This is a genomic window from Flavobacterium cyclinae (genome assembly GCF_021172145.1).
In the GTDB taxonomy this organism is placed as follows: Bacteria; Bacteroidota; Bacteroidia; order Flavobacteriales; family Flavobacteriaceae; genus Flavobacterium; species Flavobacterium cyclinae.
Map to the genome: position 1 here is coordinate 2,026,674 of NZ_CP089095.1, position 24,414 is coordinate 2,051,087.

At 31.2% G+C, this 24,414-nt stretch carries 22 protein-coding genes; 3 read left to right on the top strand and 19 right to left on the bottom strand.

Annotation, left to right across the window (positions count from 1 at the left end):
- The first annotated feature begins 32 nt into the window (after positions 1-32).
- Positions 33-728 (top strand): LytR/AlgR family response regulator transcription factor, encoded by a 696-nt coding sequence (locus tag LOS86_RS09465; protein WP_231841863.1) that lies wholly within the window; start codon positions 33-35, stop codon positions 726-728.
- Here LOS86_RS09465 and priA read toward each other — a convergent pair.
- The 5 genes from priA to sucC form a co-directional block, all read right to left on the bottom strand.
- Positions 725-3,175: a replication restart helicase PriA gene (gene priA / locus LOS86_RS09470; RefSeq protein ID WP_231841864.1), complete on the bottom strand. Its 2,451-nt coding sequence runs from the start codon at positions 3,173-3,175 to the stop codon at positions 725-727. The two genes, LOS86_RS09465 and priA, sit on opposite strands and share 4 nt — an antisense overlap.
- A 114-nt stretch (positions 3,176-3,289) precedes the next feature.
- Positions 3,290-3,853 carry a chalcone isomerase family protein gene (locus LOS86_RS09475; RefSeq protein WP_231841865.1) on the bottom strand — a complete coding sequence of 188 codons (564 nt, stop codon included), beginning with the start codon at positions 3,851-3,853 and terminating at the stop codon, positions 3,290-3,292.
- 19 nt (positions 3,854-3,872) lie between these two features.
- Complete coding sequence (locus LOS86_RS09480) at positions 3,873-4,796, bottom strand: YihY/virulence factor BrkB family protein (protein WP_231841866.1); 924 nt, start codon at positions 4,794-4,796, stop codon at positions 3,873-3,875.
- Between the two features lie 3 nt (positions 4,797-4,799).
- Entirely contained in the window at positions 4,800-5,657 is an 858-nt protein-coding gene (gene nadC / locus LOS86_RS09485; RefSeq protein WP_231841867.1) for a carboxylating nicotinate-nucleotide diphosphorylase, read from the bottom strand.
- Positions 5,658-5,781: 124 nt separating this feature from the next.
- Positions 5,782-6,975, bottom strand: coding sequence for an ADP-forming succinate--CoA ligase subunit beta (gene sucC / locus LOS86_RS09490; protein ID WP_231841868.1), 1,194 nt, complete (start codon positions 6,973-6,975; stop codon positions 5,782-5,784).
- A gap of 235 nt (positions 6,976-7,210) precedes the next feature.
- Between sucC and lysA the strand changes: the two genes are divergently transcribed.
- The gene (gene lysA, locus LOS86_RS09495; protein WP_231841869.1) at positions 7,211-8,416 is read left to right on the top strand and encodes a diaminopimelate decarboxylase; all 1,206 of its coding nucleotides are present in this window, start codon (positions 7,211-7,213) and stop codon (positions 8,414-8,416) included.
- Between the two features lie 205 nt (positions 8,417-8,621).
- Here the strand turns inward: lysA and LOS86_RS09500 are convergent, their stop codons facing one another.
- From LOS86_RS09500 to LOS86_RS09540, 9 genes are all read right to left on the bottom strand, one after another.
- The gene (locus tag LOS86_RS09500) at positions 8,622-9,134 is read right to left on the bottom strand and encodes a hypothetical protein (protein WP_231841870.1); all 513 of its coding nucleotides are present in this window, start codon (positions 9,132-9,134) and stop codon (positions 8,622-8,624) included.
- A gap of 8 nt (positions 9,135-9,142) precedes the next feature.
- Positions 9,143-10,753 carry an alkaline phosphatase PafA gene (gene pafA, locus LOS86_RS09505; RefSeq protein ID WP_231841871.1) on the bottom strand — a complete coding sequence of 537 codons (1,611 nt, stop codon included), beginning with the start codon at positions 10,751-10,753 and terminating at the stop codon, positions 9,143-9,145.
- 114 nt (positions 10,754-10,867) lie between these two features.
- Entirely contained in the window at positions 10,868-11,296 is a 429-nt protein-coding gene (locus LOS86_RS09510; protein ID WP_231841872.1) for a hypothetical protein, read from the bottom strand.
- 10 nt (positions 11,297-11,306) lie between these two features.
- Positions 11,307-12,251, bottom strand: coding sequence for an NAD(P)H-dependent flavin oxidoreductase (locus LOS86_RS09515; protein WP_231841873.1), 945 nt, complete (start codon positions 12,249-12,251; stop codon positions 11,307-11,309).
- On the bottom strand, positions 12,251-13,870 hold the full coding sequence (locus LOS86_RS09520; RefSeq protein ID WP_231841874.1) for a S8 family serine peptidase: 1,620 nt from the start codon (positions 13,868-13,870) through the stop codon (positions 12,251-12,253). Before LOS86_RS09520 ends, LOS86_RS09515 begins: the two co-directional genes overlap by 1 nt.
- Positions 13,871-13,912: 42 nt before the next feature.
- Positions 13,913-14,848: a calcium/sodium antiporter gene (locus LOS86_RS09525; protein WP_231841875.1), complete on the bottom strand. Its 936-nt coding sequence runs from the start codon at positions 14,846-14,848 to the stop codon at positions 13,913-13,915.
- Between the two features lie 28 nt (positions 14,849-14,876).
- Positions 14,877-15,425: a hypothetical protein gene (locus LOS86_RS09530; RefSeq protein ID WP_231841876.1), complete on the bottom strand. Its 549-nt coding sequence runs from the start codon at positions 15,423-15,425 to the stop codon at positions 14,877-14,879.
- Between the two features lie 2 nt (positions 15,426-15,427).
- A complete protein-coding gene (mnmA, locus tag LOS86_RS09535; RefSeq protein ID WP_231841877.1) occupies positions 15,428-16,615 on the bottom strand; it encodes a tRNA 2-thiouridine(34) synthase MnmA in 1,188 nt (395 codons plus the stop codon).
- Positions 16,616-17,380, bottom strand: a complete 765-nt coding sequence (locus tag LOS86_RS09540) for a toxin-antitoxin system YwqK family antitoxin (RefSeq protein ID WP_231841878.1) — start codon at positions 17,378-17,380, stop codon at positions 16,616-16,618.
- A 187-nt stretch (positions 17,381-17,567) separates the two neighbouring features.
- Between LOS86_RS09540 and LOS86_RS09545 the strand changes: the two genes are divergently transcribed.
- On the top strand, positions 17,568-18,497 hold the full coding sequence (locus LOS86_RS09545) for a fasciclin domain-containing protein (protein ID WP_231841879.1): 930 nt from the start codon (positions 17,568-17,570) through the stop codon (positions 18,495-18,497).
- 60 nt (positions 18,498-18,557) lie between these two features.
- Here the strand turns inward: LOS86_RS09545 and proC are convergent, their stop codons facing one another.
- The 5 genes from proC to LOS86_RS09570 all read right to left on the bottom strand — a co-directional run bounded on the left by proC (position 18,558) and on the right by LOS86_RS09570 (position 24,365).
- On the bottom strand, positions 18,558-19,358 hold the full coding sequence (gene proC, locus LOS86_RS09550; protein ID WP_231841880.1) for a pyrroline-5-carboxylate reductase: 801 nt from the start codon (positions 19,356-19,358) through the stop codon (positions 18,558-18,560).
- A gap of 56 nt (positions 19,359-19,414) precedes the next feature.
- Complete coding sequence (gene yidC, locus LOS86_RS09555) at positions 19,415-21,304, bottom strand: membrane protein insertase YidC (RefSeq protein ID WP_231841881.1); 1,890 nt, start codon at positions 21,302-21,304, stop codon at positions 19,415-19,417.
- Between the two features lie 59 nt (positions 21,305-21,363).
- Positions 21,364-22,977, bottom strand: a complete 1,614-nt coding sequence (pyrG, locus tag LOS86_RS09560; protein ID WP_231841882.1) for a CTP synthase — start codon at positions 22,975-22,977, stop codon at positions 21,364-21,366.
- A 365-nt stretch (positions 22,978-23,342) separates the two neighbouring features.
- Complete coding sequence (locus tag LOS86_RS09565; protein ID WP_231841883.1) at positions 23,343-23,570, bottom strand: DUF3820 family protein; 228 nt, start codon at positions 23,568-23,570, stop codon at positions 23,343-23,345.
- Between the two features lie 36 nt (positions 23,571-23,606).
- Positions 23,607-24,365, bottom strand: coding sequence for a hypothetical protein (locus tag LOS86_RS09570; protein WP_231841884.1), 759 nt, complete (start codon positions 24,363-24,365; stop codon positions 23,607-23,609).
- Positions 24,366-24,414: the final 49 nt, after the last annotated feature.

Genomic DNA, 24,414 nt, shown 5'->3' on the forward strand with positions numbered 1-24,414 from the left:
TATTTTTATCGGTATTAATAAAATATAAGCCCATGAAGTTGAATTGTATAGTTGTAGATGATAGTTCGATTCAAAGAATGATAATCACAAAATTAGTTAACGAATCAACATTATTAAATTTAGTAGGTGATTTTGCTAATGCTTTTGAAGCAAAAAATTGTATTAACAATAATCCCATTGATCTTATCTTCTTAGATATTGAAATGCCATTAATTAATGGTTTTGATCTTTTAGACGGACTTAAGAAAAAGCCTCAAATTATCTTTATTACGGCAAAATCGGATTATGCAATGAAAGCTTTTGATTATGAAGCTACTGATTTCCTTCAAAAACCAATTTCAAAAGAACGTTTCATTAAAGCTATAAAAAAAGCTAGTGAATTACATATTCTACGTAATGAAATTCATGAAGATGCTGGCGAGAGTATCGTAATCAAAAGCAACTTAAAGAAACTTAAAATATTTGTTTCTAAAATTAAGTGGGTTGAAGCTTATGGTGATTATATCAAAATTGTTACCGATGATGAAAGTCATTTAGTATTGTCTACCATGAAAAATTTCGAAAAAGAACTTCCTTTAAATAAATTTATTAGAGTTCACAAATCGTATATTATTAACTTAGATCGTGTGGAGAAATTCAATAGTAAGTTTGCCGAAATTGGAAATACAAAAATACCATTGAGCAGAAATAAAAAAGAGGAGATTGTAAAAGCTATTGAAAAAGCTTAATAAACATCAACATCTACTTTAACCTTAATAGATCGATATTGCGAAATTGCTTCAAAACTCATGAGTACTTTCGCAATATTTTTTTTGGTATTCCCTAAATGTTTCTGAACCGGAATTTTAACCATTATTGTTCGAATATATTCATTACGAATTCTATTAATCGCTGGCTCTTCCGGACCCAAAACGGGCATATCTAAATTTTGGGATAATACATTATACAACCACATTGAACCTTCTTTCAATTTATCAAAATCACGATGCTTTAAAGTTAATTTTATCAATCTAAAAAAAGGTGGATATTTAAAATTCTGACGTTCGTAAATCTGCTCTTTATACATTCCCATATAATCATTATTCAAAACCTGTTGAATGGTATTATGATATGTATTATACGTTTGAATTACCACTTTCCCTTTTTTCTCTGAACGCCCTGCCCTACCCGAAACTTGCATCATCATCTGATATGCTCTTTCATAAGCTCTAAAATGAGGCTGATTCAACAGATTATCGGCATTTAAAATTCCTACAAGCGTAACATTATCAAAATCCAACCCTTTGGCTAACATTTGTGTTCCAACTAATACATCAATTTCTCTATTTTTGAAGGAATCGATAATTTTTTCAAAGCCGAATTTTCCACGAGTAGTATCTTGATCCATTCTTCCAATGTTTTTCTCTGGAAAAAGGGTTTTCAATTCCATTTCAATTTGTTCGGTTCCGAAACCTTTAGTAGTTAAATCAACTGATTGACAACTATGACAATGAGTAGGATTTGCAATAGTATAACCACAATAATGACAACGCAATTGATTTTTAAATTTATAATAAGTCAGACTTACATCGCAACTTGGACAATGCGGCACATGTCCACACGTCATACATTCTACATAAGGTGAAAATCCTCTTCTGTTTTGAAACAATATCACTTGTTCACCTTTCGATAACGTTTCCGTAATTTCCTCCAATAATTCATCGGAAAAATGCCCCGACATTTTTTTTCTGAAATATTTATCTTTTAAATCAACCAACTGAATTTCAGGCAACACTACATTTCCGTAACGCACTTTTAATTCAGTTAAACCATACTTTTTAGTTTGTACATTATAAAAGGTTTCCAAAGATGGAGTCGCACTTCCTAAAACCACTTTTGCGCCATGTTGCTTGGCTAAAACTATAGCGGCATCACGTGCATGATATCGTGGTGCAGGATCTTGTTGCTTGAAGGTTTGTTCATGTTCTTCATCTACAATTATACATCCTAAATTAGAAAACGGAAGAAACAAAGCGCTGCGAACCCCAATAACCACTTTTGCTTTAGGAGAATTTTCTAAAACTTGATTCCAAACTTCTATCCGTTCGTTATTAGTATATTTCGAATGAAAAACAGCAACTTCATTTCCAAAATAAGCCGTTAATCGCTGAACTAATTGTGTGGTTAATGCAATTTCGGGCAACAGAAATAACACTTGTTTTCCATCTTTTATATATTCTTCTAAAAGTTTAATATAAATTTCCGTTTTACCCGAAGCTGTAACACCATGTAATAAATTTACATCATAACTTTTTAAATTTTCTCGAATACTTTCAAAAGCAGATAATTGTGCTTCACTTAATGAAAAATGACTATTCTCTTCTTTATTAAATGCAACTCTATCTTGCGCAATATAATACTCTTCAAAAATGGTTTTATCTACCAAAGATTTTACAATAGCCGATGAACTTCCGGATGTTTCAATTAGTTTTTTTACAGAAATTGGTGTTTTTTCTCGAGCTTGTAATTGAAAATAATGCAAAACTAATTCGCGTTGTTTTTTTGCCTTTGACAACACTTCTAACAATTCTGCCAATCTTTCTTGTTGCAGAAATTCGTCTTGTAATCTAATGTATCGAACTAGTTTTGGTTTATATTGCTCTGATATTTCTTCTTGTAAAACCAAAGCGCCTTTTGCTAATAATCGATTAATTATTGGAAAAACCGTTTTTTTTCCTAAAATCTTAATTACTTCTTGAACAGTTATTGAAGTTTGACTTTTAAGAGCTTCTAAAATTAGATATTCATCATCTTTTAATTCATTAGTGTCAATTTCAGAATTGTCTTTAGCTGAAATAATAGTTTCGCTCTCCAAAATATACCCTGCAGGTAAAGCACTACGAAAAACTTCACCTAACGAACACATATAATAGGACGCTATCCATTTCCAATGTTCAATTTGATGATAATTAACAACTGGTTTTTCGTCTAAAATTTGATGAATCTCTTTTGCTTCGTATAATTGGGGAGGATTATTTGATTTATTTAAAACCAATGCTGTAAAAATCTTTGATTTACCAAATGGAACAGCTACTCGCATTCCAATTTGAATGTAGTGAAACTCGGCTTCAGAAACTTGATAAGTAAAGGTTTTTGATACCGCTAATGGTAAAACAACTTCAATAAAATACAGCATAGAACAAATATAGTTTGAAAAAAGAGAATAGAAAAAAGAGAATAGAAAAAAGATAAATTCTTGAATAAAAAAAGCGTCCTCATTGAGAACGCTTGATTTTGTATTTCGTTAAGATTATTTTCCTAACATTTCATCTTTTAATCCTTTATCTGCTGGTTTATCACATAACCAAATTCCAAACAATGCCTTTTTAAAATCGTGTCCATCAATACTTCCTTTTTTAACACCATTTTTAAAAACTACAATTCCTTCACTTGGAACATACATAATAATAAAAACATCTCCTTTTTTAATTTCTTCTTTGAAGAAACCTTTAAACTTATCAATTTTAGCTTTCAATGGAGCTGTTTTCTTTCCGGTTGAATTCTCAAAACCTTCATTAATAGCAGAAACCATTTTATCAGAAGTAATTAATCCTGAAACAATGTTTAGCTTAATAGCTGCAGCTTCTTTACTATTCATGATTTCGTTTGCATTAGCACTCTTTTTTTCTAAATAAAGAGCTCCTACATACATATCCATAAATAATTTTACACGTGTTCCAGCACCATTTAAAACCAAAGATTGATTCTCTAGATTTAACTTAGCATCAACTTTAACTCCTGAAACTGTTTTTTGTGCATTAACTGTAAATACAGTTGCAATCAACATTAAAAATGTAATCACTTGTTTTCTCATAATCTTTTTTTTAGTTTGGTTAAATATATAAATTTTTTCTTTTCAATTTAGAAATTGTTGCATTTAATTCAAAACCTAATAGCAAAACCATACAGTTTATCCATATGTAAAACATTAAAACAAGAAGTGTACCAATTGAACCATATAACTCATTGTACTTAGCAAATTTTGTTACATAAATCCCAAAAATATAAGACGACAATACAAATAATATAGTAGTAAAAACGGCTCCATAACTTATAAAAGAAATAGTTGACGTTTCTTTTGTGCCGTATTTATATAAAATAGAAGTGGTAATTAATATCATTAATAAGATAAAACCATATCTACTCCATTCAATAACTGAAACATCAGCAACATAACCTCTAATATTTATTTTTTGAATCATTACTTCAGTAATCACAATTGCAGCAACAGTAATAAGAAGTATCATAGATAAGACAAGCGATATTGCTAAAGAAATAAAATATTGCCTAAAAAAACCTCTTGTAATAGTAATATGAGCCGACATTTCAAATCCGCCTAAAATAGCATTAATTCCGTTGGTCATTAATAATATAGACAAAATAAAACCAGAAGACAACAACCCTTGATGACTTGTTCCCATAATATCTTTTAATATGACTTCAATGGCTTCATATGTATTTGGAGGCACACCATTTTCAACAAATCGCAAAAAATCTGCTTGAAAATTATCTAAGGGAATAAACGGAATTAGATTTAAAATAAAGAGCGCAAAAGGAAATAATGCCATAAAAAAACTAAAGGCAATAGCACTAGCTCTGTATGAAAATGCCCCTCTAAAAATTCCTAAAACATATAATTCTAAAATATCATAAAGCGACAATCCTTCTAAAGATTTTAACTTTATAGATTTAATTAGAATAACCAATTGTTTTACAACGGGTATTTTATTCAGTTTATTTTCAATTTCTTCAGACATAAATTATATTGCTTTTAAACTTAAATCCATATTATAAATTGAATGCGTTAAAGCACCTGAAGAAATATAATCTACACCACATTCAGCATAATGACGAATGGTTTTTTCATTGATATTACCTGAAGATTCTGTTAACGATTGACTTCCAATCATAGCAACCGCTTTCTTCGTCATTTCATAATCGAAATTGTCTAATAAAATTCGGTAAACGCCACCAGCAGCTAAAATTTGTTGCACTTCATCTAAATCTCTTGCTTCAACAATAATTTTCAAATCTTTGTTATTATCAATTAAATATTGTTTTGTTTTAGCTATAGCTTGCGGAATTCCACCTGCAAAATCAATATGATTATCCTTTAACATAATCATATCATATAAGGCAAAACGATGATTTTCACCACCACCAATTTTTACTGCCCATTTTTCAATAGCACGAATTCCAGGTGTGGTTTTTCTAGTATCTAAAATTTTAGTTTTTGTACCTTCCAACAAATCAACAAACATTTTAGTTTTTGTAGCGATAGCGCTCATACGTTGCATTGAATTCAATACCAAACGTTCTGCTTTTAAAATAGACTGTGAACTTCCAGAAACATGAAATACTACATCACCCTGTTTTACTTTTTCACCATCATTGATAAAGGTTTCCACTTTCATGTCTTTATCCACATAATGAAAAATCATTTTGGCAAATTCTACTCCAGCAATAATCCCATCATCTTTAACTAATAACTTCGCTTTTCCTTGCACTGAAGATGGAATACACGCGAGTGAACTGTGATCGCCATCTCCAACATCCTCACGAATGGCATTACTTATAATTAATTCTAATTCTTTTTGAAATTGCGCTTCTGAAATCATGACTACTAAATTGATTTGCTAATGTATGAAATCCTTGGAATTTTAAAAAATTATCAAGATGTAAAAAAACAAAAAACTCTCAGAAAAATCTGAGAGTTTCTTTATAATTGAATATAAAATTCGATTAAGATAAAGCAGCTTTAACTTGGTCAGCAGCTTCTTGGAATTGAACTGCAGATAAAATTGGCATACCTGAATTATCAATTAATTCTTTAGCAATTTCTGCGTTAGTTCCTTGTAAACGAACGATGATTGGCACTTTAATAGCATCCCCCATGTTTTTGTATGCATCTACAACACCTTGAGCAACACGGTCACAACGAACGATTCCACCAAAAATGTTAATTAAAATAGCTTTTACGTTTGGATCTTTTAAGATGATACGGAAAGCGGTTTCAACACGTTTCGCATCAGCAGTTCCACCTACGTCTAAGAAGTTAGCTGGCTCAAAACCTGCATATTTAATTAAATCCATTGTAGCCATTGCTAAACCAGCTCCGTTTACCATACAACCTACAGTTCCATCTAAATCTACGTAGTTTAATCCTACTTCTTTAGCTTCAACTTCAATTGGATTTTCTTCTCTAACGTCTCTCATTTCAGCATATTTTGCTTGTCTGAATAAAGCGTTATCGTCAATATTTACTTTAGCATCAACTGCTAAGATTTTGTTATCAGATGTTTTTAAAACCGGGTTGATTTCAAACATTGAAGAATCTGAACCGATATACGCTTTGTATAAAGCATCGATAAATTTCACCATTTCTTTGAAAGCCTCACCAGATAAACCTAAATTGAAAGCAATTTTTCTAGCTTGGAAACCTTGTAATCCGTAAGCTGGATCAATTTCTTCTGTAAAAATTAAATGTGGAGTATGTTCAGCCACTTCTTCGATATCCATTCCACCTTCAGTAGAATACATAATCATGTTACGTCCAGTAGCTCTGTTTAATAAAACTGAAACATAAAATTCAGATGTTTCACTTTCACCAGGATAATATACATCTTCAGCAATTAATACTTTGTGTACTGTTTTTCCTTCTGGTGGAGTTTGTGGTGTAACTAATTGCATTCCTATAATTTGTTCAGAAAGCTCCGTAACTTGTTCTAAGTTTTTAGCTAACTTAACTCCCCCACCTTTTCCTCTACCACCAGCATGGATTTGTGCTTTTACAACGTACCAACTTGTACCTGTTTCTGCAGTTAATTGTTTTGCTGCAGCTACCGCCTCAACTGGATTGTTAGCAACAATACCACGTTGAACACGTACTCCATAACTAGCTAGGATTTCTTTACCCTGATATTCGTGTATGTTCATAATTGTTATGCGTTTATCTTATTAAAAAAGTGCCACAAAAATAACAAAGTAATTTTTAATGGACTAACTTTTTTTGTTTTAATTTGGGAAATTAATATACATAATCAAAACCAAATTAAAATTCAAAAAACAACAAATGTTATATTTTAAACATTTTGTTATATTTTGTTAATAATTGTTTTAAAAATTGCTTTGAATTAAAATTAGGCTACTTTTGCAGGAAATTAAATCAATTATGAAACCAGAAGTTTTAGAACAATTAGCAACAGAATTTGGGAGTCCGCTATATGTTTATGATGCAGAAAAAATTGCCTTTCAATACAATCGTTTAGTAAATGCTTTTAGTAAAATAGAACGCTTTAAAGTGCATTATGCGGTTAAAGCTTTATCAAATGTATCTGTTTTGAAATACTTAAAAAGTTTAGGTTCAGGACTAGACACGGTTTCTTTACAAGAGGTACAACTGGGATTACATGCAGGTGTAAATCCTAAAGACATTATTTACACTCCTAACGGGGTTTCGATGGAAGAAATTGAAGAAGTAGCGGCTTTAGGGGTACAAATCAACATTGATAATTTATCGATATTAGAGCAATTTGGTACAAAACATCCAAATGTACCAGTTTGTATTCGAATCAATCCACATGTGATGGCGGGTGGAAATGCGAATATTTCGGTGGGACATATTGATAGTAAATTTGGGATTTCGATTCATCAATTGCCTCATATTTTACGAATTATTGAAAACACGAAAATGCATATCAACGGAATCCACATGCATACAGGTTCGGATATTTTAGATGTAGAAGTGTTTTTATATGCAGCCGAAATTTTGTTTGAAACGGCTAAAAATTTCAAAGAATTAGATTTTATTGATTTTGGAAGTGGTTTTAAAGTACCTTATAAAAAAGATGATATTGAAACCAATGTGGAAGAGTTTGGAAAAAAATTAACGAAACGTTTTTTAGCATTCGAAAAAGAATATGGAAGACCTTTGACTTTGGCTTTTGAGCCAGGAAAATTTTTGGTAAGCGAAGCAGGTTATTTCTTGGCAAAAGTGAATGTAGTAAAACAAACTACCTCAACTGTTTTTGCAGGAATTGATTCGGGATTTAATCATTTGATTCGTCCGATGTTGTATGGATCGCAACATCATATTGAAAATATTTCTAATCCTAATGGAAAAGAGCGTTATTATTCAGTAGTGGGATACATTTGTGAAACCGATACTTTTGCTAGCAATCGAAGAATTACAGAAATTCACGAAGGGGATATTTTATGTTTTAGAAACGCAGGCGCTTATTGCTTTTCAATGGCATCTAACTATAACTCACGATTAAAACCAGCCGAAGTATTATGGAAAGACGGAAAAGGGCACTTAATCAGAGAGCGCGAAACGTTTGACGATATTTTGAAAAATCAAGTAATGATTGAAATTTAGTTTTTGGTTAAGAAAAAATCCCGGATAATTAATTTAATTCGGGATTTTTGATTTTGCTTAATACTTTATAAACTATATCGACATTTGTCAAGCTGAACTTGTTTCAGCTTCTAACGTAAGATTCCGAAACGTGTTCGGAATGACAATATTGAGTTAATTTAAACTCGAATTTCACAAATTAGCACGAATGAAAAAGCATCAAATTTTAGTTTGATCCTTTATTATTATTCTGAATTTCAGTATATTTCTTTAATCTGTAGATGAATTTTTCTTCTTTTAATAAAACAGCTTTTGAATTGATTGATTTTATCTTTTCATTTTTAAAATAAACTTCTGTTTTATTCATTTTAGGATACACAATAAAAATAGAATCATGAAATTTATGATAATCTCCATCTTTAAAACTATCCCAATCTGCTTGAACTTTCCTCAAAACTATTCTTTCTATCGAATCAGTATTTAAGTCAAAATAAACTCTTCTCTCAGAAAAACCGGCTTCTGGATTATATCTAAATTTCAAATATTTAAGTTTTGAATCTATAAAAAAATTCTCTTGAGGAACTAAACCATCGTCTAAATATTTAAATTCTTCTGCTTTTGTATTGGCAATAGCTGTTCTAAACTCTTTCTCTAAATCAGAATCTAAAATGTCATTATTTGAATTTTCACATCCAATAAATAAAAAAGATAAAAATAGAAGTCTAATAAAAATATTCATAAACAAATTTACTTACCTAAAACTTCCAACAAAACCTTACCATCAGAACTATTAGGCATGGTTATTTTTAGCATTTGCGTAATGGTTGGTGCAATTTGTGTAATTTCTTTTCTATCGTGAGATTGTCCTTTTTTAATATTCCATCCATAAAATAATAATGGAACGTGTGTATCATAAGAATAAGGCGAACCATGAGTTGTGCCTGTTGCCGAATATTCTACATAACCAGGTTTAAAAATGACAACTAACTCACCATTCTGCGTTGGATCGTAACCTTTTGCAACAAAATTCAAATAGTAATCCGTTGCATTTGCATTTGCAACTTCTTCTTCTGTGTAAGCTCTTTTTATGTAATCTTGCTTTTGTAAATAATCCTTAAAAGTTTGTTTAACTTCTTGTAAATTCAAGCCTTTTGATTTCACTTTATCTTTATCAAAAAACACATTGAAATTAGAATAATTCAAAAGTAAATCTTCTCCATACGTTTTTTCTGAGAATTCTTTTAATTCTTTTTGAATGTTCTTGTAATTAATGTTATCAACTTTATATCGGTTATCCTTTAAATAGGTTACATTTTCTGCTCCTGCATGGTCAGCCGTTAAGAAAACTAAGTAATTTCCTTTTCCAACGGTTTTATCTAGATACGCTAAGAAATCGGCAATAGTTTCATCTAATCGTAAATAGGTATCTTGTAGCTCAATTGATCTTGGTCCTAAAAGATGCCCAACATAATCAGTTGAAGAGAAACTAATTGCTAAGAAATCGGTGATGTTATCTTTTCCTAAATTTTCGCTTTCGATGGCTTTTTTAGCAAAATCAGCCAATAAATTATTTCCGAAAGGTGTAGAACGCAAAACTCCTGCATCATTGGCATCATACATATCTTGCAAATTGTAGGGCATGAATGGCGCTTTTTTATACAATTTTCCTTCGTAAGGATTGTTGTCGTTTAAACTTTCATTATATGTTTCTTTGGGCTTCAGTAATTCCCAATTCTTGCTTAAATATTTTAAATAATGTTTTTCCGAATTGAATTGGGTTGCCCAATCTGGTAATTTTTCACCATAGTATGTACTCGAAATAAAAGCACCCGTTTTACTATACCAAAAAGCCCAATCCGCAAAATGTCCGGCTGGTAAAATAGCACCTCTATCTTTAATACTGATTCCAATTACCTTTCCTTTGAAATTAGTTGCTAATTTTAACTCATCGGTCATGGTAGAACTTTGTAAATTTCTTGGCGACATTTTACCTTCTTTATCTGAATTATCACCTATGGTACTCACTGATTCATCATCGGTACAATACGTTTCTTTACCAGTAGCTTTATTGAACCATTCATTTCCAACAATTCCATGAACCGCAGGCGTTGTTCCTGTATAAACAGAAGCATGGCCAGGTGCCGTATATGTTGGCATGTAATTGTAATGTGTATTATGAAAGGTAAATCCTTCATTCATTAAGCGTTTAAAACCATTGTCTGAAAAGTCATTTGAAAAACGGTATAAATATTCCATTTTCATTTGGTCTACTACGATTCCTACAACTAATTTTGGTTTATCTTGAGCTTTAGAGGTTAAACTAACTAAGACAATTATAAAGGCAATTGCTTTTTTCATTTTAAAATTTATTTATACAAAAATACATTTTTGATGTAAAAGGAATGTTAATTAATAAAAAAATGACTCTTTATTTAATCAAATAAAAAGTCATTTCAAGATATTTTAAAAATATTATTTTTTCTTTGAAGAATTATCTTCAAGTACGGTCATATTATAGGCAATAATCATATCTTGATAGGTGATATATAATTGATTGCGTCCGCCTTGTTTTTTTCGAGTATAAATGGTTAAGATACATTCCACTCCATTATTGTCAACACAATCAAATTTTACTACATCGTCATCACCTATTGTTTCTTGATTTCCATATTTCATTATGGAAAAAAGTTGAAGAATTTCAGAATACACCACAATTCGATGACTTTCCATATCTAACAATACTGTCATTTCTGATTTTTGTAGTTTTGACCAATCGCTCCAGTTTCCTTTATTATCTTTCTGGCTTACCATATATCCAGAAGTCTTAAAGTTAAACTTTTGCGCATAACTTACAGTAGATACAAAAAACAAAAATAATAGTAGGGATTTTAAATGCTTCATCATATAAATATTAAAATTCAAAGGTAGTAACCTCTTTTTTAGCCAAGTTAAATTCGGTTATGATATTATCAACAATAGTTTCAACAGGTAAAATATCATGAATTAATCCGGCAATTTGACCAATTTCTAATTCGCCTTCCACTAAATCACCTTCAAACATACCTCTTTTTGCTCTTCTTTTTCCTAGTAAATTCTCTAAATCTTCTTTTGACGGACATTTGGCATATAATTCCTGAACATCGTTGTAAAATTTATTTTTGATTAATCGAACGGGTGCCAATTCTTTTAACGTTAATTGCGTATCACCTTCACCTGTTTCTACAATAGTTCGTTTGAATTCATCATGCGCCGAACTTTCCGTTGAAGCTGCAAAACGACTTCCCATTTGAACACCATCAGCACCTAATGTCATAGCAGCTAACATTCCTCTACCCGTTGCAATTCCTCCTGCTGCAATTAACGGAATAGAAATTTGTTCGCGAACCATTGGAATTAAGGTTAAAGTAGTGGTTTCTTCTCTACCGTTGTGTCCGCCAGCTTCAAAACCTTCTGCAACTACAGCATCTACTCCAGCTTCTTGTGCTTTTAACGCGAATTTAGAACTACTTACCACATGAACAACCGTTATTCCATTTTCTTTAAGAAAAGGAGTCCAAGTTTTTGGATTTCCTGCAGAAGTGAAAACAATCTTCACGCCTTCTTCTTTTAGAATTTGCATAATTTCTTCAATATTTGGATATAGCATTGGAACGTTTACTCCAAAAGGTTTATCGGTTGCTTTTTTGCATTTTTGGATGTGCTCTCTAAGCACTTCTGGATACATAGATCCCGCACCTATTAAACCTAATCCACCTGCATTACTAACAGCACTCGCTAATTTATAACCACTATTCCAAATCATTCCACCTTGAATAATTGGATATTTTATATTGAAGAGTTGGGTAATTTTATTCATTATAATTTCAATAATTTTCCTTTTGCTGAATTATTAGCAAATTCTATTTGGTAAAAGTACAAACCAGATGCCAAACTTTCTAAATAAATTGTAGCATTTGTTGCATCAACAACATAAGAATTTACTTGTTGTCCCAAATTGTTGTATAAGAATAGTTTAGCCGAAGATGTATTGTTTGGTAAGTTAACCTGAAGTTTATCATTAACAGGATTTGGATACAAAACAACAGAAGCCATTTCATTTGAATTTAAGGAAAGAGCATTGTTTAAAGCCAATTGAAAATCGGGAACACCATAACCTTTAAAAACAGTAGGAGTGGCATATAAATCAGCGGATTGTTTTACAAATTGAACAACTTCTGCATTGGTTAGGTTAGGTACAGCCGACCAAAAAGAAGTCACCATTCCAGCCATAATAGGACTAGAAAACGAAGTTCCGTTTGAGGTTACAATAATTCCAGACGTATTACTAACTGTAGCACTTAAACCTTTCGCACAAACATCGGGTTTAACCCTTCCGTCAAAAGAAGGTCCGATAGAACTAAAAGAAACATAATTTTCTGAAGCATCAACTGCTCCAATTGTTAAAGTATAAATTGCATCAGCCGGCGCTCCAATATGAGGTTCAGAAGTAGCTCCAGAATTTCCTGCACTAGTTACACAAATCATACCTTTTGAAAAAGCGATATCAGCCCCTCTTGAAATAAAAGCTTTTGTTCCATTCATATCAGCATATGTATAGCTGTAATTTGGATTATCATAAGCAAAATAACCTAAAGATGTATTGATAACATCGACACCCAAGCTGTCTGCAACTTCGGCTGCTTCTACCCAATACGATTCTTCAACAGGATTTTCAGAATTAATATCTTCTGTAATAAACAAATAATAGTGTGCATCAGGTGCCGTTCCTACCAATTGATTATCTACAAATCCTCCCATACAAGACAATACATTTGTACCGTGCGAACCTCTTGAATAAATGGAAGTATTTCTATCAGGGAAATTGTAGCCTCCTAAAATTAAATTATTATCTCGTAAACGTTGAAAAGAACTTGCGGTATTAACACCCGTAAAGCCATTATCCATTACCGCAATTATTTTACCCTGACCTGTAAAATCTTGTTGGTGCAAAAAATGTCCGTTTAACATTTGAATTTGATTAGCGGAATTTCCATAATTGAAATCCACTAATACTTCCAATTCTTTATTTACATTTTGGATTTCATTTACACGATTTGTAGGTACAGTTCTTGAATTCAAATTTCGATCGGCAAATTCTATTCTATTAACAAATGAAAAGTTTCGAATTGCTTCTATATCTGTTTGAAGACCTCTAACATGCAAAGCATTTAACCATTTAGACTTAGCTAAAACATTAATTTCACTAGAAGCTACTACTTGGTCAATATAGTTTTGAGAAATAGGCACATCAGATTCGTTTAAACTAATCCCTTGACTCGTTCTTCTGTCTAACGCTCTTTGTGATAGCATTTGCAACGGATTGCTCAAATAAAAATCAGCATCAGGTTTATCATTAAAATATACCCAAGCATCTTCCTGAGCTTGAATCCCATATGAAAATAAAAATATAAAAACGAAAAGTAACTTTTTATTCATTTGCAGCAAATGTTTGGATACCAAATATATAAAATATATTTTTTACTGAATCGTAAAATATATAAATACTATGTATGAGGCTACTAGAAGAATTCCTTCTTTGAATGACAAACTATTTCGTTTTGGTAAAACAACCATTGGTAATAAAATAAAAGCAAAAGCCAACAACCAATAAATATCGAAAGACATAATTTTACTGTCTACATTTTCTATTGGTTTAATAATAGCTGTAAATCCTAAAACACTTAAAATATTGAAAATGTTAGATCCAATTATGTTTCCGATAGAAATATCGTTTTCTTTCTTTACTGCCGCAATTATTGATGAAGCTAATTCAGGGATACTAGTTCCAATTGATACAACTGTAACAGCAATTACTCTTTTGCTAACTCCTAATCCTTCTGCTAGTTGTACAGCACCATCTACTAATAATTCAGAACCTAACCAAAGTGCGAAACCTCCTATTGCTAATAATCCGAAAATCATAGCGTACGACATTTCGGGGTCTTTATCTTCGTTAATTTCGATTTCTATGGTTTTATTTTTTTTGATCAAATGAATCACAAAAGCAATTAATAGTAGAACAAAAATTATTCCTTCTGTACGACTTAATTTTCCATCTAACATTAAAAAGAAAAACAACAATACTGAAGCAATCATCTTCATTGGCCAATCGGTTGTGTAAAAATTAGTTTCGACCTGAATGGCATTAATTAATAAAACAACTCCAAGCACCAAACCAACATTCCCTATGTTTGAACCCACAACGTTACCCACAGCAATATCAGGAAAACCATCTAAAGCAGCTTTAATACTTACAATCATTTCGGGTGCAGAAGTAGCAAACGAAACTACTGTTAATCCCACAATAATTTTTGAGATATTAAATTTTAAGGATAATCCAACAGAAGATTTTAAAAGCCAATTTCCTCCTAAAACTAATAATGTTAAACCTAAAATAATGTAGATGAAATTCATAAAATTGTATTTCTGATAATTTAATTGATTATTTATTTTTTAAATTAATAACTGAATTATAAATAACCAATGATAATATTGCTATAAAAATGCCTTGAATAAAAAATTTTCCAATTTCGTATAAATACATAAAATTGCTATTGGACCAACCAGACGGAGCATGTTCTCTATGAAAATTAGATACAATAATAACATACATTTCAAAATAAAATCCAATCTTAATAGAAAACGCAACAATTAATACATACCAAAATTTAACCCTTAATTTCTTTGAAAGTAATGTAAAAGGAAAAATAGTTGCACAAAAAAGCATTAACCAATAAGACCACCAATATGGACCTGTAGCTCTATTATAAATTGCAACATTATCAGCGTTGATAATAATTTCAATTATAAAACGAATCAAAATAATAAAACTGTAGCAAATTACTGTCCAACTAACAATATTCAATACTTTTTTAGAATTGTATTTTTCTTTGAAAATTGTGTTGGTAATCCATAATGATAAAATCAATGGAATTAAACACAGCATAATATTGGTATCAATACTATTGATAATTGTATCTAACAAATCCATTATTAAGCAATTACACCACTTCCCAAAATCTCTTCACCTTGATGCCAAGCTACAAATTGCCCTTCTGTTATAGCAGATTGTGGATTTTCGAAAACTACATACATTCCCTCTTTAAATTGATGTAAAGTTGCATTTTGTAGAGGTTGACGATAACGAATTCTTGCCATCACTTCCATTTTATCACCTTCTTGTAAAGCCAAATCTTCTCTTATCCAATGAATTTCATCGTTTGCAATAAACAAGGCTTTTTTAAATAAACCTGGGTGTTGATTTCCTTGACCTGTGTAAACAATATTTTTTTCAACATCGGTTTCAATGATGAATAATGGCTCTTTTGTTCCTCCCACATTCAGCCCTTTACGTTGTCCTTTAGTAAAATAATGAGCACCTTGGTGTTTTCCAACAACTTTACCCGGAACTTTCAAATAGTTAATTCGTCTTGATTCGTAAGCAAAAGCTTCTTCTTCCGAATTAAATTGAGGTTTTTCTTGATTATATATAGCTGCTTCTGCAGGAATTTCTACAATAATTCCTTCTTTAGGTTGTAATTTTTGTTGCAAAAATTCGGGTAAACGCACTTTTCCGATGAAACAAAGTCCTTGCGAGTCTTTCTTTTCAGCTGTAATTAAATCTAATCTTGCTGCAATTTCACGAACTTCAGGTTTTGTCAATTCACCTATTGGGAATAAAGCTTTCGAAAGTTGGTCTTGCGATAATTGACACAAAAAATACGATTGGTCTTTATTTCCATCTTTACCTGCTAACAATTGGTAAATTTCTTTTCCCTCTTTTTCAATAGTTCCTTTTCTACAATAGTGTCCTGTAGCCACATAGTCTGCACCTAGTGACATGGCTATTTTCATAAAAACATCGAATTTGATTTCACGGTTACACAATACGTCAGGATTTGGAGTTCTACCTTTTTCGTATTCGTTAAACATATAATCAACGATTTTCTCTTTGTATTGTTCCGATAAATCAACTGTTTGAAATGGAATTCCCAGTTTTTCGGCTACTAATAAAGCATCATTGCTATCTTCTAACCACGGACATTCATTAGAAATTGTTACCGAATCATCATGCCAATTCTTCATGAATAATCCAATAACTTCATATCCTTGTTCTTTTAATAAATAAGCGGCAACACTCGAGTCTACACCACCCGAAAGTCCTACTACTACTCTTTTCATTTATTCCTGTCCTCCTTTTTCTTTTTTTAAATCTTCAAGTGTTTTTGAAACTTCTTCAGTATTTCTTTGTTCGTATTTTATCAATTCTTGACTAAACTTTGCTGCTTTTACTTGTTTGATAACCTTATTATTTTCATAAAATTTCCAAATTCCAACTCGTTTTCCGTTCACATAATTACCCTCATACCTTTTATTACCTAAACCATCATAATAATACGCTGGTCCATCATAAACATTATTTTTATAAATGTGAGAATCAATTAATTCACCTTTTTCTGAGTACGTTTTTGAAGCACCTTCTTTTACACCTAATTTATAATTAGTTTCTTCGGCAACCGTTCCGTCTTTATAAAAAACCTTTCGAATTCCATCCAATTTACCGTTTTTATAAAACTCTAAAGACATTAATTGAGTGGATTCAAAATGATAATATTTCCATTCTCCTTCAGGAAGTTTATTTACTAATTTCCCTTCACTTACTTTATTTCCTTTTTGGTTATAAAAAATAGCATAACAAGAACCATCTCCTTTAGTAAAATCGCGAGTTGCAATTACTGTTCCTGCTTTAGTATCATCAAAATATTTAAATATACCGGTTTCTTTTCCGTGATTAAAAGTACCTTCATATCGAATTCGATTGGATTCTTTATGCGTTCCTCTCCACAAACCATGACGATTTCCTTTATCATCTACTTGATTAATTTTATCTTGTGCATTTGCTAAAAAAGCACCAAAAAATAAAATCAACATAACTATTTTTTTCATATTTTTTTATATTGTTTAATTGATATCCTTTCAATTAACTTAATTTATTCTACTGTTTCAAAAATCAATCCATTTATTGATTAAACAAAAAATAAATATGAGTTAAATTTCTTTAATAAGTACTAAGACCATTTTTTTTATTGTTTAATCTTTTTTAATTTTGGTTAAACAAAAAAAATAAATATCTATGAAAAACATTGCAAAATTAATCAAATTAACATTATTATCACTAAGTTCAATAATAATGTTTTCATGCTCAGATGATGATACTTTACCTAAAAACAATTCAATTACAGGAATTGCATCTGAAAACTTAAACTTAACAATACTTGTTGAAGCTTTAAATCGAACAAATTTGGCAGAGACACTTGATCAAGCTGGTTCATATACAGTATTTGCACCTACTAATGGTGCATTTATGAATTTTTTAGATGAAAATGGTTTTAATTCTTTAGATGATGTGCCAGTATCGACTTTAACACAAATTTTACTAAATCACGTTGTTTTAGGAACGAATACATCAAATAATCTTTCAACTGGTTATGTAAAGACATTAGCAATTGGAAGTGCTTCTCCTTCTAATAACTTAAGTATGTTTATCAATACAGAATCTGGCGTAAGACTAAATGGTGTTTCTAACGTAATTACAGCAAATTTAATTGCAAATAATGGTGTAATTCATGTTGTTGATGCTGTTATTGGCTTGCCTACAATTGTAACACATGCAACGGCTAACCCTAATTTCAGTACATTAGCTACTTTATTAACTCAGCAACAATTAGTAGAAACCTTAAATGGGACTACTAGTTCTCCATTTACTGTTTTTGCTCCTTTGAATAGTGCATTTGATACTGCTACATTAAATTTATATAGTGGATTAACCTCAACACAAAAAACAGCTGTATTAACTTATCATGTAGTACCAGGTGCTAATGTTTTATCTAACGCAATTCCTTCAGGGCCAATAACAACTTTTGAATCAGGAACATTTTCAATCACTGGAACAGTTATAACAGATGAACAAAGTAGAAGTACAAATATCATAGCTACTGATGTACAAGCTTCAAATGGTGTAATTCATGCCATTAACAAAGTATTACTTCCAAACTTAAATTAATTCGTTTCTATAAATAAAATTGCTATGAATAAAAACGCTTTCTTTAGGAAAGCGTTTTTTTTATGTCCCTAATTCAATTGCTCTTAAATTTGCGGCTTCTATAGCATCTATAACAATTTGTTGAAGTTTATTTTGATTAAAAACAGACAAAGCTGCTTCTGTAGTTCCTCCTTTAGAAGCCACTCTTTGAATCCATGCTTCATTTGATAACTTACTTCTATTTTGTAATTGAACTGATCCTGAAAATGTTTGGCTCACCAAAAACTCAGCTTCTGAAGCAGTAAAACCTAATTTAATAGCTGATTCAATAATAGCTTGCATGAAATAAAAAACATAAGCAGGACCACTACCAGAAACGGCTGTGGCTGCGTTTAGCATTTCTTCTTTTTCAATATAAATCGATTTTCCGGTAGTGTTAATTAAATTCTGTACAATGAAAAGTTCTTTTCTATCCACAGCACTAGAAGCACAAAAAACAGTCATTCCTTGTCCTATTTGGGTGGGAATGTTTGGCATAGAACGAACAATTTTTGTAACTCCTAATTCCTTTTGCATCGCTTCAATAGAAATTCCAGCCATAACTGATAAAACAACATGATCTGGATGTAAGAACGCTTTAATCTCAAATGCTAATTGCTTGAAATCTTGTGGCTTTACCGCTAAAATTAAAATATCTGATTCGAAGATCTTAGGATTTGGTTGGGTATAAAAGTTAACCAATTCAATTCCGTAAGAATCTTTTTCTGCTACGGCAATTTTATTTAAAATTAAAATATCTGAAGCTCCAACAAAGCCTGAACTCATAAAACTATTGGCATAGGTTTGCCCCATATTACCAAATCCGATAATTGCTATTTTCATTACTATTTTAAAAAAGAAACCCTGCCTTTTGCAGACAGGGTTTTTAAGAGTATACATTATTTTTTCTTTTGTTGCGCAGCTTTTTGAGCTTCTGCTTGCTCCATCATTTCGCGCATTTTTCTTTGGAATTTACTTTCCTTTTTCTCTTTTGTTTTATTCTCCTGAATTTGAGCGTGAATTTTTTTCTCGTCTACAATATATTTCTTAATTACTAACATAATTCCGATAGTAATTAAGTTGGAAATAAAGTAATACAAACTCATACCAGATGCAAAGTTATTAAAGAAAAACAACATCATAATTGGCGAGATATAAATCATAATTTTCATGATTTTACCCATATCTGGCATACCTTCTTGTGGAGGTGTACTCATCGCTTGGTCACCCGTTGTCATTTTCATATAGAAGAAAATAGCAATAGAAGCCAAAATTGGGAATAAACTCACGTGATTTCCATAAAACGGAATATAAAATGGTAACTGAATAATATTGTCATATGAAGACAAGTCATCTGCCCATAAAAATGATTTTTGTCTTAAATCAAATACAGATGGAAAAAAATAGATTAAGGCATATAAAACAGGCATTTGTAATAAAGCAGGTAAACAACCCGCCATTGGATTTACTCCAGCTTTAGAATACAATTTCATTGTTTCTTGCTGTTTCTTCATCGGATTATCTTTGAATTTTTCATTCAATTCGGCAATTTCAGGACGTAAAACCTTCATTTTTGCTTGAGATAAAAATGATTTATATGTTACAGGTGATAAAATTAATTTAACCAAGATTGTTAGCAAAATAATTGAAATACCATAACCAAATCCAATTGAAGAAATTAGTCCGAAAACAGGAATAAATATATAACGATTCAACCATCCAAAAATTCCCCATCCTAAAGGTAATATTTCATCTAAGTTACGATCATAACTATTTAAAACTTCATATTTTGTAGGGCCATAATACCAATTCATATTATAATTTAAAGCACCATTTTTAAATTCTAAAGGAACCTGAGCTAAAAATTTTTTAGTATAAATTGTATCTGTTTTCTCATCTTTAACTAAGTTTTCAGATTTGAATTTAGCCGTTTTAAAGTTCGTATCTGTTAATAAAATAGACGCGAACAAATGTTGATGAAACGCAATATAAGAAACATCATTAACAGTATCTTCATCTTCGGTACCAACACTTAAAGAATTATCTTTTCCGCCTTCATACTCAAAGTGAATATCTGTGTAGCGGTTTTCATACATAACACTTTTTTCGTTTCTGTAGGTTTTTAATTGCCATTCTAAATCTAATGGTTTTGCAGTATTTACCACTTTTTCTAACCCTTGAGAACGGATTGCAAAATCTAACATATATTCGTTAGGTTTCAATACATATCGATATTCTAAAAACTGATCCGGACCCGCTTTTAATTGTAACGTTAAAACTTGATTTTTACCTTCAATTGTTAACTTAGGTTCAAAATACATGTCTTTTGTATGCAACGTTCTGTTATCGGTTGTATTTAAAGCGATGTCTAAAGAAGCATTATTATCTTTAATAATTTGAACCGCCTTTTTTGAATTTTTCTCAAATTGATCAAATCCTAAAACCGTTGCATCCACTATATATCCTCCTTTATTTGAAATTTTAAGCGATAAAACTTCGTTTTTAATTTCAGTTACAGCATCAGTTGCTGATGGAAGTGTTGCAGAATAGCCAAACGAACCTAATTGGGCTTGGGCTTGAGCAGTTTTTAAAGAATCTGCTTCAGGAGTTGAAGCAACAGTTGAAGTTACGGTTTTAACTTCTTTTGCTTGCTTTTCAACTTGCTCTTTTTTCTCTTTTTCCTTTAATTCCTCTGGTGTTGGAGCATTTGACCAAAGCATCCAAATTAAAATTCCAGAAATTAATACAAATCCAATAATCGAATTAAGGTCTAATTTTTTTTCTTCCATCTACTATTAGTGTTCAGTGTTCAACTTTTATTCCCAAAACTATGGGATTAGTGAACGGTTTATTTATTTTTATGTTGTACTGCAGCTGCTACAAAATTCACAAAAAGTGGGTGTGGATTAGCGACAGTACTTTTATATTCAGGATGGTATTGAACGCCGATAAAGAACGGATGTGTAGGAATTTCTACGATTTCTACCAACTTCGTATCTGGATTTACTCCCGAAGCTACCAATCCTGCTTGTTCTAATTCGTTTAAATACGCACCATTGAATTCATAACGGTGACGGTGACGCTCCATAATCTCAGTTTTACCATAGATTTTTTGTGCCAACGTGTTTTCTTTTATGCTACATTTCCATGCACCCAAACGCATAGTTCCTCCTTTATTTTCAATATTTTTTTGCTCTTCCATTAAGTTAATTACTGGATGAGCGGTGTTTTCGTTCATTTCGGTTGAATTGGCATCAGCATAACCTAAAACGTTACGTGAATATTCAATTACTGCCATTTGCATTCCTAAACAGATTCCGAAAAACGGAATATTATTTTCTCTTGCATAACGAACCGTGTCGATTTTACCTTCAATTCCACGACCGCCAAAACCTGGTGCAACAAGTATACCATCTAAATCTTTCAACTGACTTTCTGCCGAATTGGCATCTAAATACTCCGAATGTATCGAAATGACATTTACTTTTGTCTCATTTGCTGCTCCTGCATGAATAAACGCTTCTAAAATCGATTTGTACGAATCTTGTAATTCTACGTATTTTCCAACCAATCCGATGTTAACTTCGTGTTTTGGATTTTTCAATCTAAATAAGAACTCGTTCCAGTTGTTTAAATCTGGCGTATTTTTTTCTGGTAAATCTAATTTTTTTAATGCTACTTTATCCAATCCTTCTTCTAACATTAAATTAGGAACTTCATAAATAGTAGAAGCATCAATAGATTGAATTACCGCTTCTTTTTTCACATTACAGAATAACGCTAATTTCTGACGTAAATCTGAAGACAATTCGTGTTCGGTACGACACACTAAAATATCGGCTTTGATTCCGCTTTCCATTAAAGTTTTAACCGAATGTTGTGTTGGTTTCGTTTTCAATTCTCCGGCAGCAGCCAAATAGGGCACTAAGGTTAAATGAACAACGATTCCGTTATTTTCACCTAATTCCCAAATCAATTGACGAACTGACTCGATATAAGGTAATGATTCAATATCCCCAACTGTTCCACCAATCTCTGTAATCACAATATCATAATCACCCGATTTTCCAAGCAACTGCATGCGTTCCTTGATTTCGTTTGTAATATGAGGCACCACTTGAACCGTTTTTCCTAAAAATTCTCCTCTACGCTCTTTTTCTATAACCGAAAGATATACTCTTCCAGTAGTTACATTATTCGCTTGAGAAGTAGGAACGTTTAAAAATCGCTCGTAATGACCTAAATCCAAATCTGTTTCCGCACCATCATCAGTTACATAACATTCTCCGTGTTCATAAGGATTTAATGTTCCTGGATCCACGTTGATGTAAGGGTCGAACTTTTGAATGGTGGTTCGGTATCCTCTTGCTTGCAATAATTTGGCTAACGAAGCTGCGATAATACCTTTTCCTAAAGAAGAAGTTACACCTCCGGTAACAAAAATGTACTTAGTTTGGTTCATTGTAATGTTGTTGTGTTGTTGTGTTGTTGTTTCCTTAGACAAGCTCAGGAAGACAAGTTGTAATAATTAATAAAAACGTGCAAAGATAATATTAATTAGTCAATGTGCCAATTAGTCGATGTATCAATTTTGTAATTAAATTGTAAACAATATTCTATTCAACAATGAAAAGTCAAAATATTTAATAAAACGAAATTTTAGAGCCACGGATTACACAGATTAACACGGATTAATAATTTTAAACTGTATAAATATTTTATTTTTTTGAGATGTTTCTTGTGTTATAAACAAAATTTTACAAACAAGTATTACACAGATTAACAAAAGGTGATCCGTAAAAATCCTTTAATCTGTGGCAAAAAAAATTACTTTTTTGGAAAGTTCCTGCGGATATTTCGAACGAGTTCTTCTAAGCCGTTTAACTTGAGTTCGTGTACCAATTTTAATTGTTCGCCCAATTGTCCTTTTGGAAAACCTTTATTAGCATACCAAACTACGTAATACTCCGGAAGGTCGATTAAGAAATAGCCTTCATATTTACCAAATGGCATTTTAGTGTGGGCGAGTTTGATGAGGAGTTCGTGGTTGGTCATTTTTGAGAGGATAGAAGAAAGAGAAAAGAAGAAAGACTAATTCACTATTTTGTAAAACTTGAATCTTTCAGAATCTTTGTTGATTTTTTTCAACTCTTTATCTTCAATATGTTTTGGAATTTCGAAATTAGATATGGGAATTTCCTTTTGCTCTATTTTTGATAATTCGATATCAACAATCAAATAGCCTAAAAAGGTTGTTGTCATCGTATATTTTAAAATTAAATTAGATTCTATTAAATCTTCCACTTCTTTATCATAAATCTGATTATCTTCACTAATTAAAATATTTCTTTTTACAGGAAGTTTTAAAAAATCATCAGAAATTAAATAGATTTCTTTTGAGTGTTTTTTCTTAACAGTTATCCTATTGGCTTTAATTTCAGTATTGTTGAATTTTATGATTGTATCATTTTGCGTCAACTCAATGATTTCATTATGAGTATAATCTGCACCTAATTGTCTATTATAGATATTTCTAAAATTCAAATCATCAATAGTAAGTTCTTTTTCGGTAATTATATATTTCTTTTTTTGATTGAAATTTAAAATTATAGTTTTATTTTTACCATTGTTGATTTTTTTGACATAACCCAAATCATTAATCTTAATGTTAAGAGAATCAAAATACTCCCCTTTTTGAATCATTTTTTCTTTTAAATCTTTAAATTTCAATGTATCTGATTTATAAATCACATAACCATCCATCTTTGCAGTATAGTTCAGTTCACCTTCAAAACTTTGAGACTGAATTGAACTAAAAGCAAACAATAAGATTATTGAAAATAATTTCATAAGAAGAGATTCCTTCGGAATGACAAGATTGTGGATAATATTCATTTTG